Annotated in this window: 10 protein-coding genes; 8 read left to right on the forward strand and 2 right to left on the reverse strand. The window is 63.5% G+C overall.

What is annotated here, in order from left to right; all coding sequences use genetic code 11:
* Positions 1-2717 (reverse strand): retention module-containing protein (locus AB5Y68_RS15015; protein WP_368207307.1); only part of this gene is annotated, 2717 nt, incomplete at its 3' end.
* Between the two features lie 93 nt (positions 2718-2810).
* Positions 2811-3167 (reverse strand): hypothetical protein, encoded by a 357-nt coding sequence (locus AB5Y68_RS15020; protein ID WP_152610214.1) that lies wholly within the window; start codon positions 3165-3167, stop codon positions 2811-2813.
* A gap of 286 nt (positions 3168-3453) precedes the next feature.
* On the opposite strand from AB5Y68_RS15020, the gene nrfA reads away from it, so the two are divergent.
* The 8 genes from nrfA (at position 3454) to AB5Y68_RS15060 (ending at position 12410) form a co-directional block, all read left to right on the forward strand.
* Positions 3454-4896, forward strand: a complete 1443-nt coding sequence (gene nrfA, locus AB5Y68_RS15025; protein ID WP_039041288.1) for an ammonia-forming nitrite reductase cytochrome c552 subunit — start codon at positions 3454-3456, stop codon at positions 4894-4896.
* Between the two features lie 51 nt (positions 4897-4947).
* The gene (gene nrfB / locus AB5Y68_RS15030) at positions 4948-5538 is read left to right on the forward strand and encodes a cytochrome c nitrite reductase pentaheme subunit (RefSeq protein WP_039041284.1); all 591 of its coding nucleotides are present in this window, start codon (positions 4948-4950) and stop codon (positions 5536-5538) included.
* Positions 5535-6215, forward strand: a complete 681-nt coding sequence (locus AB5Y68_RS15035; RefSeq protein WP_124244200.1) for a 4Fe-4S dicluster domain-containing protein — start codon at positions 5535-5537, stop codon at positions 6213-6215. The genes nrfB and AB5Y68_RS15035 overlap by 4 nt, the downstream gene beginning before the upstream one ends.
* An 87-nt stretch (positions 6216-6302) precedes the next feature.
* A complete protein-coding gene (gene nrfD / locus AB5Y68_RS15040; protein WP_266142018.1) occupies positions 6303-7256 on the forward strand; it encodes a cytochrome c nitrite reductase subunit NrfD in 954 nt (317 codons plus the stop codon).
* 149 nt (positions 7257-7405) lie between these two features.
* Positions 7406-9367 (forward strand): heme lyase NrfEFG subunit NrfE, encoded by a 1962-nt coding sequence (gene nrfE, locus AB5Y68_RS15045; protein ID WP_266142027.1) that lies wholly within the window; start codon positions 7406-7408, stop codon positions 9365-9367.
* Positions 9364-9951 (forward strand): DsbE family thiol:disulfide interchange protein, encoded by a 588-nt coding sequence (locus tag AB5Y68_RS15050; protein ID WP_266142017.1) that lies wholly within the window; start codon positions 9364-9366, stop codon positions 9949-9951. Before nrfE ends, AB5Y68_RS15050 begins: the two co-directional genes overlap by 4 nt.
* Complete coding sequence (gene nrfF, locus AB5Y68_RS15055; RefSeq protein ID WP_266142016.1) at positions 9948-11138, forward strand: heme lyase NrfEFG subunit NrfF; 1191 nt, start codon at positions 9948-9950, stop codon at positions 11136-11138. Before AB5Y68_RS15050 ends, nrfF begins: the two co-directional genes overlap by 4 nt.
* 351 nt (positions 11139-11489) lie before the next feature.
* Entirely contained in the window at positions 11490-12410 is a 921-nt protein-coding gene (locus tag AB5Y68_RS15060; protein ID WP_029314613.1) for a serine hydrolase, read from the forward strand.
* Positions 12411-12548: the final 138 nt, after the last annotated feature.

A 12548-nucleotide genomic window follows, 5' to 3' on the forward strand; every position in this document is an offset into this window, starting at 1 on the left:
TCGAATGCGATGTTGACCAGAGGGTCGGCCCCGGCGGTGATGGCCAGATCCCCGGTGAGGGTCTGGGCCGCGCTCCAGTCGCTGTCCTCCACCAGGGTGAGGGAGACGGGGTCGACCTGGGGCAGCACGCCGTCGGTGATATGGATATTGAGGGTGCCAAGGTTGCTCTTGTCCCCGTCAAAGTCGGTTCCCTGTACTTGCAGCCCCAGGTTGACGCTGTTGGTGCTGACCGGCTGATCCAGCACGCCGTCGAGCGCCACCTGGTACTTGCCATCCAGCCCCAGGGTCACGGTCAGAATGGTCTTGCCGCCCGCATCCAGCAGGGTGATGACGTTGCCGTTGACCTGATAGTGGGTCGGCTGGCCGCCGCTGGTGAGGCCATTCAGGCCGGGCTGGTTCGCCTCGAAGTTGAGCGACACCAGGCGATCGCTGCCCACGCTCACCGGCAGCTGGCCATCCAGGGTCTGGCCCGAGGCCCCTTCCTGCAAGGTGACCCCGCTGTCGATGCCAAGGCGGGGATCCACACCGTCGCTGATGGAGACAACCAGGTCGGCGCGGGTCTCGTCGCCGTCGATCTCCTTGGCGGAAACGGTGAGCCCGAGGGAGAGCTGGTCGTTGCCCTCATGGTCCAGAGGCCCATTGAGGGAGACGGTGACATTGCCGTCGATATCACTGCCATGTTGGCTGGCAGTCAGCTCGGCCTTCAGCACCTCGACCCGCTTGCCATTGCCATCCAGGTAATAACCCGTCAGCAGGCGATCACCGGTGAATTCGAAGGTCAAGGCGTGGCCGTCGCTGCTGATACCGCTGCCGTTGAGACGGGCCAGGGTTGCACTCTGATCCGCGAAGACGGCACTTGTTGCCACCAAGGGATCGGACTGATGGCCCACCACGAACTGGCTCTGTCCCACCACCGCCGCCGGATTGGTGAAATCATCCTCCGTGAGGCTGATGGGGGCGATGGTGAAGTCCGGCGGTGTGCTGTCCACCAGGTTGACGGTGAGATTGGCGCTCACCCGATCCCCGTCGCTGTCGCGGTACTCCAGGGCAAAGGGCAGGCTCAGGCTATCCTGGCCGTGATCCAGGCTCTGGTTCCAGACGATGCGATAGCTGCCGTCGTTGGCCAGGGTCAGGGTGAAGACGGTCACGCCCCCCGCGCTGGCGGTGAGGGTCTGGCCGCTGACCTGGTAGGCGAGCGCCGTCCCGTGGCTGGTCAGGCCAAGCTGATTGAGGGCACCTTGATCGGCGGCAAAACTCACCTGCAGGTTGCCATCAAGCCCGGCTCCGGTGTGCAGGGATCCAGTGGCACTCACCGACCCCTTGGCGAGATCCGCCTCGGAGAGGGTCAGGGTATCGCTCTGACCGATGAGGGGAGCCCCGTCAATAACCCGGTTGCCCGCCAGATCCGTCACCTCGGCGCGTACCTCGTAGGGGCCCTGGATGCTGGAGAGATCCAGGCCTCCCAGTTGCCAGCGGCCGTCACTGCCCACCAGGGCACTGCCGTTGAAGAGGGTCTGGCCATTCTGGCCAATCAGGGTGATGGTCACCCGCTGCCCCGCCTCCACGTCCGTGGTACTGCCGCTCAGGGTGACCTTGTCATGGCCGAGGATGCTGTCGGTATCGAGATCGTCGATGTCGATGGCGGCACGGGTATCCACCGTCACCGTCAGGGTGTCGCTGGCCCGGTTGCCCGCGATGTCCACCGCATCGACGCGAAAATCATGGGGGCCATCGGCCAGGGTATCGGGGATCTGATATTGCCAGTTGCCGTTGCCATCCACGGTGAGCACGGCCATCACCTTGCCTTCCAGGGTCAGGGTAACGGTAGCGCCAGGCTCCCCCTTCCCTTGCAGTAGCGGTGTGGTGTCGCGGGTCAGATCATCGGTCTGGCTGGTGCCGGTGTCGCTCTCGTCCGCCAAATCCAGGGTAATGGTGGTGATGGTGTCGAGCAGGGTCTGGCCGGTGTCGCTGGCCCGGTTGCCAGCCGCGTCCTGGGTATCGGCCTGGATGGTCAGGGGGCCGTCCACCAGTTTGCCGGTGACGTCGCCGAAGTTTGCCTCCCAGACGAAGCCGGGCAGCACCACTGTGGTGGTGGTCAGGCGGTTGCCATCCTGATCTATCAGGGTGACGGTGACGGTCTGGCCGACTTCCACATCCTCGACAAAGCCGCGGATGATGACGCCGGTCGCCTCGTCGGCATTGATGATGTTGTCGTCGGTCTGGGGCTCTGTGATGGTGATGGCCGCCAGCAGATCCTGATCTTCGGCATAGAGCAGCTCGTCGCCCGGCTGACGCGCCTCATGGCCGGTGTCAAACCCCGCCTCGGCCAGGGTGTACTCACTGTTGAGATCCACCACCACGAAACCGCCGGCGCTGGAGCCGACCACACCGCCAGCGGTGCCCGCGCCCGGATTACCGGCGGCCGTCTCTGCAAACAGCTCGGTTGGGTCGGCCCCCTGGCGGATCGCCTCCTGGAGGCTCGCCAGCTCGGCATCGGCACCGGCGGGCAGTGCCGCCTCGGGCTGGGCGGGCTCGGGACGTTCGCTGCCCGCCTCCGCCAGCTCCACCTGTCCGTCGGATTCGGTGAGCAGGCGCATCCCGGGCTCCAGTTGCATGCCAGGGGTCGCACGGCGCAAAGAGCCGTCCGCATCCATCACAAACACAGCGCCCTCCACCTTGGCAATAAGAGTCGGTTTATCGATTCGCAGCTCGGCCATATATCCTCCAACGGGTAAACACAGACTTCCCAGCACATGAAGCGTAAAGGGAAAGTCTCCGTGACAGGCGGCTATTTTACCGTCAATCACCCCCTATAACCCTTCGTCATTTTCGAAAATATCGAAAGTAAATGCCGCCAACCGTCCTATTAAATTCAATAACACGCTACCATGCCGCAAATATGCTGGAATAAAGCCCTTAATTTCTCTTTTATAAAAATAGATGGCTCTCTTGGCACCCATTTCTACGACAGCTTCTGTCACAGAGCCCCTTGACAGGGGCCATGGGGATGGAAAACCGAAGCATCGCCCCTCCTTTTTCAAGCCAAAAATTGAATTTAAATTCAATAAAATCGGTTCACTCTCTCCCGTCATGCGCTGTATCTGCCCGCAGCCTCTTGCCCTGCTCCCCTCGCCAGCATGATGAACATCGTTTTTACCTATTTTCATCAAAAGAGAACGGGTGGAAATAACCCTCGGATGAGGTTCAATAATTCCACCTGGATCGCACTTTTAGCATCCCTCATCCCCCTCAATTGATCTAGCGCAACTCCCACGGGGATAAATGATTATCCATTTTACCCATTTGGTATTATTCCCCCGAGCAATTGCATAAACACCGATTTATATGCAGCCATAACAATGGATCGGCCTGCCATGCCCGTCGATGATGAGCACAGATGTCCACACCAAGATGGAACGGTCAGGCCCGACATGGACTTTTTATCTGGGAGTGATGACCGTGGGTTCATATGACAAGCTATTTCGACCAGGGCTGGCGGCCCTGCTGCTGACCGTCCTGCTGGGTGCAGGCAGTCTGGCACAGGCAGACGACAGTGCCCCCAAAGGGAAGATCGAGGCGCGCAGCGAGCTGTTCGCCAAGGATCACGCCGATCAGTTCAGCAGTTGGAAAGGCACCAGCGAGAGCCGCGAGCGCACCGACGCCCTGGCGGAAGATCCGCAGATGGTGGTGCTCTGGGCCGGCTACCCCTTCTCCAAGGATTACAACAAGCCACGCGGCCACTTCTATGCGCTGACCGACGTGCGGGAAACCCTGCGTACCGGCGCCCCCAAGACCGCCGAAGACGGTCCGCTGCCCATGGCCTGCTGGAGTTGCAAAGGCCCGGACGTGGCCCGCGTCATCGACGAGAAGGGTGAGGATGGCTACTTCAAGGGCATGTGGGCAAAAGGCGGCCCCGAGATCGTCAACACCATCGGCTGCGCCGACTGCCACGACACCGCCTCGAAAGAGTTCAAGGAGGGCAAACCCGCCCTGCACCTCTCCCGTCCCTATGCTGACCGGGCCATGACCTCCATCGGCAAGCCGTTCAAGGAGCAGGGGCGCTTCGATCAGCAGTCTCAGGTGTGCGGCCAGTGCCACGTGGAGTACTACTTCAGCGGCCCCACCAAGGCGGTGAAATTCCCCTGGGACAAGGGTACGACTGTTGAGCAGATGGAGCAGTATTACGATGAAATAGGCTTTGCCGACTGGACCCATGCCCTCTCCAAGACCCCCATGCTCAAAGCCCAGCACCCCGAGTACGAGACCTGGCGCGCCGGCATTCACGGCCAGAACAACGTCGCCTGCGTCGACTGCCACATGCCCAAGGTGCAAAACGAACAGGGCAAGGTCTACACCGATCACAAGGTAGGCAACCCCTTCGATCGCTTCGATCAGACCTGCCGCAACTGCCACACCCAGAGCAAGGAGATGCTGCAAGGGGTGGTCAAGCAACGCAAGGATGCCGTCACCGAGATCAAACTCAAAGTCGAGAAGCAGCTGGTGCACGCCCACTTTGAAGCCAAGGCCGCCTGGGATGCCGGCGCCACCGAGGCCGAGATGAAGGACATTCTGCAGGACATCCGTCACGCCCAATGGCGCTGGGACTTCTCCATCGCCTCCCACGGGGTGCAGATGCACGCCCCGGAAGTGGCGCTGCGCATGCTGGGAACCGCCCTGGACAAGGCCGCCGACGCCCGCACCAAGCTGACACGCCTGCTGGCCGCCAAGGGGATCAGCCACGAGATCGCCATTCCTGACATCTCCAGCAAGGAGAAGGCCCAGGCCGCTCTTGGCATGGACATGAAGCAGATGAACAGCGACAAGGCCCAGTTCCTCAAGACCACTGTCCCCGCCTGGGATGCCGAGGCCAAAGCGGCCGGACGGCTCGCACAATGACGAGGCATGCGGGCCCGCAGTGTCGGGCCTGCAGCCGGATGGAGGCTTCCTATGGGTGATTTAACAATGGATTTCTTACGACTGATGCTGATGGCAGCCATGCTGCTCACCAGCCTGCAGGGCCAGGCGGCCGATGCGGCAACCGCCCCGGCACCGACTACACATGAAGTGGAATTTCTGCGCAGTGCCGACAAGGCCTGCACCGACTGCCACAAGGAGCAGGTCGAAGGCATGCACGGCAAGCACGGCCAGGCGACCAACCCCAACAACCTGGCGCCGGTCACCTGCACCAACTGCCACGGTCAGCCCTCCCCCCAGCACCGGGAAGGGGTCAAGGACGTGATGCGCTTTAGCGACAGCTTCAAGGACAAACAGAGTACCGAGCGCTACCCCATCGCCGAGCAGAACGGGGTCTGCATGAGCTGCCACGAACCCAAGCCGCTGCGCGAGGCGCTCTGGGCCCACGACGTGCACGCCACCAAGCTCACCTGCACCAGCTGCCACCAGCTGCACCCGGCCAGGGAGCCCATGGTGGCGATTCCGGAGAAGTCCCGCATCAAGCTCTGCGTCGACTGCCACAGCAAGCAGCATCAAGCCAAGGCGGTCGGCCAGCAGGCCAGCGTGAGCAAGGAGGCACCATGAGCTGCTCTCGCCGTCACTTCATGGCGGGGATGAGCGCGGGGGCCCTCATCATGATGACAGGGCCGACTCGCTCCCTTGCCACCCCCCTCGCCCACAGCCAGACCATCGACGGGGTCCGCTTTGGCATGCTCCACGACGAGACGGCCTGTATCGGCTGTACCGCCTGCATGGATGCCTGCCGGGAGGTGAATCAGGTGCCAGAGGGGGTCTCGCGCCTCGAGATCATCCGCTCCGGCCCCATTGGCACCTTCCCCGATGCCGAGTACCACTTCTTTCGCAAGTCCTGCCAGCACTGCGACAACGCCCCCTGCGTGCACGTCTGCCCCACCGGTGCCTCCCATATCCGCAAGGAGGATGGCATCGTCGACGTCAACCCGGATCTCTGCGTCGGCTGCATGTACTGTCTGGCCGCCTGCCCCTATCAGGTGCGCTTTATCAACCCGGTCACCCGAGTGGCGGACAAATGCGACTTTTGCCGCAAGACCAACCTGGCGGCGGGCAAGGAGCCGGCCTGCGTGGAATCCTGCCCCACCAAGGCGCTGGTGTTCGGCAATCTGGATGACCCGGACAGCCCCATCGCCAAACGGCTGGTGAAGGAGACCACCTATCGCTACAAGCAGGCACTCGGCACCTCGCCCAAGATGTACCGCGTGCCCAAAGGGGAGATAAAGTCATGACGATGCAAGCGGCGTTTCACTTCCCTTCCCTCGTGTGGGGATTTGTCCGATCGCCATCTACCGCAGTAACAGAAGGAGGAATGGATCATGTTGCATGACGCATTTCACTTCTCCTCGCTGGTGTGGGACTGGCCCATCGCCATCTATCTCTTTCTGCTCGGCATCTCCGCCGGGGCCACCACCCTCTCGGTGCTGCTGCGCCGCAAGGGGGCCGGCAGCGAGAGCGGCATCATCAAGGCGACCGCCATTCTGGCGCCGGTGAGCGTGGTGCTGGGGTTACTGATCCTCATCTTCCACCTGGCCCGCCCCTGGACCTTCTGGAAGCTGATGTTCCACTACCAGTTCGACTCCGTGATGTCGATGGGGGTCATGCTGTTCCAGGTCTACATGGCGGTGCTGTTCGCCTGGCTGGCGGTGGTGTTTCGCTCCGAGATCGAGACCTTGCGCCGTCACCTGCTGCAAGGGAAGTTCGCCTTTGTGGATGGGCTGATCGCCCTGTTGGCACGCTTTGAGCGGCTGTTGGCGCCGCTCTTGCTGCTGCTCGCCGTGCTCTTGGGGGCCTACACCGGCTTTCTGCTGTCGGCGCTCAAGACCTATCCGCTGTTGAACAACCCGGTGCTGCCGGTGCTGTTCCTTATCTCCGGCGTCAGCTCTGGCATCGCTTCCACCATCTTGCTGGCGGTCACCCTGTTCAAGGAGAACCATCACAGCCAGGGGGTGAGCTTTGTCCACCGCTTCGAGCGGCCGGTGCTGGCGGTGGAGGTGTTGCTGCTGGTCTGCTTCTTTACCGGCCTCTACTTCGGTGGCGGCCAGAAGGAGGCAGCCATGTGGGCCGCCATCGGCAGCGGCTTCTGGGCTCAGGTGTTCTGGCTCGGGGTGGTGGGCATCGGCATGCTGCTGCCCCAGTTGCTGGCCCTGCTGGCCCCCGCGCCGCTGCGGGCCAAAAACGGCTATCTGGTACTGGTCTGCAGCCTGACCCTGGTGGGGATCCTGCTGCTGCGCTACTTCGTGCTCTATGCCGGCCAGATGACGGTAGTTTAACGGTATGCTCACCAGCGCCAGCCACCCTCGGGTGACTGGCGCTTATTTGTTGCGATGAATTGTTGCTAAGAATGTGGATGTTATCCCCCTGCGCCGGTACGGTGCTGACGCTGCGGCATAACATAGACGAATAATTGACTGGAGGTTGTGTGCTGGCGGAGCTCGGCTATCTCTCACTGTTGCTGGCGGTGGCACTCTCCTTGTTGCAGGGCTCCCTGCCCTGGCTGGGATTGCGGCTCGCCTCCCCGACTCTGCTGCGCTGCGCAACGCAGCTGGCGCTGATCAATGCCATCCTGCTGTTGGCCGCCCTGCTGCTGCTCGCCAGCTGCTTTGGCCAGGATGATTTCACCGTCAGCTATGTGGCCCAGCACGCCAACAGCGCCCTGCCGCTGGGCTTCAAACTGGCTGCGGTCTGGGGCGGCCACGAGGGCTCCATGCTGTTCTTCGTCTTTGCGTTGGGGCTGTGGGGCGCGCTGGTGGCCCTTTGCTCCAGGCGGGTCGATCCACTGATCACAGCCCGGGTACTGGCCATCATGGGGCTGATCGTCGGGCTGTTCGGCCTCTATACCCTGATCTTCTCCAGCCCGTTTGACCGCCAGTTCCCGGGACCGCTGGAGGGGCGCGATCTCAACCCCATGCTGCAGGATATCGGCCTCATCCTCCACCCGCCCCTGCTCTATCTCGGTTACGTCGGCTTTGCGGTCAACTTCGCCTTCGCCATGGCGGCGCTGCACTCGGGTCGGCTCGATGGCGCCGTGGCCCACTGGAGCCGCCCCTGGGCGCTCGGCTCCTGGGTCTTTCTCACCGCCGGCATCGTGCTGGGTTCCTGGTGGGCCTATTACGAGCTCGGCTGGGGCGGCTGGTGGTTCTGGGATCCGGTAGAAAACGCCTCCCTCTTGCCCTGGCTGCTCGGCACCGCCCTGCTGCACGCCCTGGTGGTGTGCGAGAAGCGCGGGGCTTACGGCCACGCCGTGCTGCTGCTCTCCATCTTTACCTTTTCGCTCAGCCTGCTCGGCACCTTCGTGGTGCGCTCCGGGGTGCTCACCTCGGTACACGCCTTTGCGGTGGACCCCAGCCGCGGCCTCACCCTCTTGTTGCTGCTCGGTTTGCTATTGACCTGCGCCCTCACCCTGTTTGCTCTGCGGGCGGACATTCGCGCTCCCTATGCCCGCTTTGGCTTGCTGTCAAAAGAGGGGCTGCTCGGCGCCACCATCCTGCTGCTTTGCGTGGCCTGCGCCAGCGTGCTGCTCGGCACCTTCTACCCCATGGTGTTCCAGTCGCTCCATCTGGGTTCACTCTCGGTGGGCGCCCCCTATTTCAATACCATCTTCGTGCCGCTGGCCCTCTGCCTGATGGCGCTGATGACCCAGCTGCCGCGCCTGCGCTGGCAGCATCTGGCAGCACAGCGCCGCATCAAGGTGCTGCTCCCATGCCTGTTTGGCCTGCTGGGAGGAGCCTTGCTGAGCCTCGCCTATCCCGAGCCGCTGCGGGGCGGCTGGCTGGGGCTCGCGGCCAACGTGCTGAGCCTCTGGCTGATGGCCAGCCTGCTGCTCCCGCTCTTGCAACCGACGTCGCTGCGCGAGCTCACCCTCAATCGGTTCGGTAGCCTGCTGGCCCATCTCGGGGTAGCGGTGTGTGCCCTCGGCATCGCGCAGGTGAGTCACCACAGTCAGGAGGGGGGCGCCGTACTCGCCGCAGGCCAGCCCTATCGGCTCGGCGCCTTCGAGTTTCGCTATGAGGGGAGCGAGCCCATCATCGGCCCCAACTACACCGCCGAGCGTATCACCTTGAGCGTGCACCGGGAGGGCCAGGAAGTCGCCAGACTCACCCCAGAGCGGCGTCACTACAGCGTGCGCACTATGAACATGAACGAACCGGGCATCGCGTGGGGAATGCTCGGCGATCTCTACGTGGTGCTGGGTGAGAAAATGGGGCCCGGCGCCTATGCCATGCGGCTGCACTACAAGCCGCTGGTGCGCTGGATCTGGCTCGGTGGCCTGTTGATGATGACGGGCGGCGCCCTGCGTCTGCTCGCCCGCCGGCCGCTGCTGGCTAACCATCCTGCGCCAGCGACCGCCCCCTCCCCTCGGCTTGAACAGGAGTCCTTATGAACGCCCGTTTGCGCCTGTTCGTGCCGCTCGTGCTCACCCTGGGGCTTGGTGCCCTGCTCTGGCTCGGCCTTGGCAACAACCCCTACAGCCAGGATGAGGCCGTCGCAGGGCGCACCCTGCCCGCCTGGCAGAGTGACGATCTGTTTGGTGGCGCCCCCATCCACACCGCGGCACTCAAGGGGGAGCCCTTCGTGCTCAACGTCTGGGCCAGCTGGTGCCCCAACTGCCGCGCCGAGCATCCGCTGCTGGGTGAGCTGGTCAGCGCCGTGCCCCTCTATGGCCTCAACTACCGGGACAAGGTAGATGCCGCCCGCGCCTGGCTTATCCAGGCGGGCAACCCCTATCGCGCCGTGCTGGCCGACCCCGACGGCCGACTCGCACTGGAGCTCGGCGTCTACGGCACACCGGAAACCTATCTCTTTGATGCCAATGGCGCCCTGCTGACCCGTCATACCGGCCTGCTCACCCGGGAGATCTGGCAACGCCAGTTTGCCCCCCTGCTTGCAAAGGCCCGCGGCAACACCGCCAGCCAGCCCGAAGTGGAAAGAGAAGTAGAGAGACAAGTGCGGGAGAGCAAGCCATGAGCCGTCTCTGCTACGCCCTGATCGCGCCACTCTTGCTGGCCTTGAGCCTCGGGGCCCTTGCCAGCGGGGTCGACACCTATGAGTTTCGCCACCCCGAGCAGCAGACCCGCGCTCAGGAGCTGGCCCGCGCCCTGCGCTGCCCCCAGTGTCAGAACCAGAACCTGGTGGAGTCCAACTCCCCCATCGCCCGGGATCTGCGGCTCGAGGTCTACCGCTGGGTGGACGAGGGGCAGTCTGATGAGCAGGTGATCGCCCGCATGACGGAGCGCTTCGGCGATTTCGTGCGCTACGATCCCCCCTTCAAGCGCAGCACGGCGCTGCTGTGGGGCGGCCCCGCCCTCTTGCTGTTGCTGGCCCTCAATCGCCTGCGCAGGAGCCTGCATCGCCGGCAACCGGCGTGGGTGCCGCTTGTCGGCGACAGAGCCGAGGGGGCGCTCGCCCACGACCCCAGGGCCGAGCTGAACCGGCTGATCACGGCCGAGCAGCAGGCGGGGCTTGCCCCCCACTGCCGCCTCTACCGGGAGCTGGAATTGGCCCGCCTCGCCAACGCCACCCCAACCGCCGAGCAGGCCCTGCGCGAGCGGCTGGCCAAGAACCGCACCGCCCGTCCGAAGCCCTGGCTGCGCACCTGGATACTGCTTGGGGCCCTGCTGCTGGCGCTGATGGCCGGCATTTATGCCGGCACCGGCCGCTATCAGGCGTGGCAGGCGTATCAGTCGCGCCCCGATCCGCTGGCAGGATTGAGCCCGCGGGATCTGCAGGACAAGGAGCTGGGCGCCCTGCACCAGCGTCTGCAAGCCAACCCCGCCGATCTCGACGGCTGGGCGGCGCTCGGCCAGCTCTATCTCTATCGGGACGAGTACGACAATGCCCTGCTCGCCTACCAGCGTCTTGCTCTGCTAGAGGGGGGCGCCAGCGCGGCGACCCAGGCCGCCCAGGCCACCGTGCTCTACTACCAGGCAGGCCAGCAGCTGACTCCCGAGGCAACCCGCCTGCTGGAGAGCGCCCTCAAGCAGGACAAAGGCGAGGTGAGCGCCCTGATGCTGCTCGCCTCCGATCACTTCCTGCACGGCCGCTACAGCCAGGCCATTGCGCTGTGGCAGCAACTGCTCGATGAAGAGCGACCCCGTATCAACCGGACCGCGCTGATCGAGGCCATTCAGACCGCGCGGATGATGGGAGGATGACGCGGGGCAAAACGGCGATAATGCAGCGGACCATCTTCCCTGCCGGGCACCGTTTTTATCGCCATGGTCGCCATTAACGACCCCCTTCATCATCCCAAGGCGCCGAAAGGTGCGAAAGGAGTCGTCATCCCGCCCCTCGCCAGCATATAGTGCGCCCCCGTGGTGGCGTGTCTGGCATGGCCTGGCAGGCCTCTATGACTCCCTTTTGCGGGCCCAATAGCCCCGATGCGGGGGATTTCAAGGTGCGCTGGCCCATAAAATGGAAATATCCGGCCACCAGACGTTGTGAAGCGTCAATTACCGTCATATAACTTAGCCAAATGTCCCTGTGAGTCGTAGTAGAGTCAAATCATGAACCTTCGTCCTTTTCTTCCCTTGCTGCTCGGCGCCTTCCTCCTTCCCGCCAGCATGGAAAGCGCCCATGCCAACCCGTTTTCTGCGACCTCTTCTTCCACCAACAGCCTGCTCGAACCCCGCAGCAACCTGCCGCTGAGATCCGATGCCTACGTGGTCGTCAACCCGAAAACCGGCGAGACCCTGGCAGAGCGCAACGCCAACCGGGTGATGTCCATCGCCTCCATCACCAAGCTAATGACAGCGCTGGTGGTACTGGATGGCAATCAGCGCCTCAACGAGACCCTCACCGTCACCATGGATGACGTGGACAGACTCAAGGGCACGGGGTCGCGCCTCGCGGTGGGCTCGCGCCTGAGTCGCGCCGACATGCTGCACATCGCACTGATGTCCTCTGAGAACCGCGCAGCCTCCGCCTTGGGACGGCACTACCCGGGTGGCCGCAAAGCCTTTATCGAGGCAATGAATGCCAAGGCCCGCATGCTCGGCATGTGGAGCACCCATTTCGCCGACAGCACCGGGCTCAACCCCCGCAACGTCTCCACCGCACACGATCTCGCCAAACTGGCTGCTGCCGCATCCACCTACCCGCTGATCCGCCAGTACACCGCCTCCGAGCAGCGTCTGGTACGCAACGGCAAGCGCCAGCTGCACTACCTCAACTCCAACCGCCTGGTACGGGAAGGAAGCTGGCCCATTCTGGTCTCCAAGACCGGTTATATCCGCGAGGCGGGGCGCTGCCTGGTGATGGGAACCCGGGTCAACAACGAGCCCGTGGTCATGGTGCTGCTTCACGCCAACACCACGGATGAACGGGTCGCCGATGCCAGAAAGATCAAGAGCTGGCTGGAAACCTCGGGCCGCATGACCCTGACGGCGCAGTCCACTCCCCAGCCCAGGCTCTTCAGCAGCCAGTAACCGCAACGAGAACAAGGGCCCCCGAACCGGCAGGTGCGGGGGCCTTTTTCATGAGTGGCAATCCCCCCCTATTGCCTCTTTCTGCTCTCCCAGTGATCCCGACCGTATGGTGCTTCGTTAAGGAGGCAGAGAGAAACC

This window comes from Aeromonas sp. R6-1, from assembly GCF_040908165.1.
In the GTDB taxonomy this organism is placed as follows: domain Bacteria; phylum Pseudomonadota; class Gammaproteobacteria; order Enterobacterales; family Aeromonadaceae; genus Aeromonas; species Aeromonas caviae.

Excerpts from the sequence above, each read along its gene's own strand:
- AB5Y68_RS15020 (WP_152610214.1), bottom strand. The coding sequence starts at position 3,167 with ATGAAAATAGGTAAAAACGATGTTCATCATGCTGGCGAGGGGAGCAGG.
- nrfA (WP_039041288.1), top strand. The coding sequence starts at position 3,454 with ATGACCGTGGGTTCATATGACAAGCTATTTCGACCAGGGCTGGCGGCC.
- nrfB (WP_039041284.1), top strand. The coding sequence starts at position 4,948 with ATGGGTGATTTAACAATGGATTTCTTACGACTGATGCTGATGGCAGCC.
- AB5Y68_RS15035 (WP_124244200.1), top strand. The coding sequence starts at position 5,535 with ATGAGCTGCTCTCGCCGTCACTTCATGGCGGGGATGAGCGCGGGGGCC.
- nrfD (WP_266142018.1), top strand. The coding sequence starts at position 6,303 with ATGTTGCATGACGCATTTCACTTCTCCTCGCTGGTGTGGGACTGGCCC.
- AB5Y68_RS15050 (WP_266142017.1), top strand. The coding sequence starts at position 9,364 with ATGAACGCCCGTTTGCGCCTGTTCGTGCCGCTCGTGCTCACCCTGGGG.
- nrfF (WP_266142016.1), top strand. The coding sequence starts at position 9,948 with ATGAGCCGTCTCTGCTACGCCCTGATCGCGCCACTCTTGCTGGCCTTG.
- AB5Y68_RS15060 (WP_029314613.1), top strand. The coding sequence starts at position 11,490 with ATGAACCTTCGTCCTTTTCTTCCCTTGCTGCTCGGCGCCTTCCTCCTT.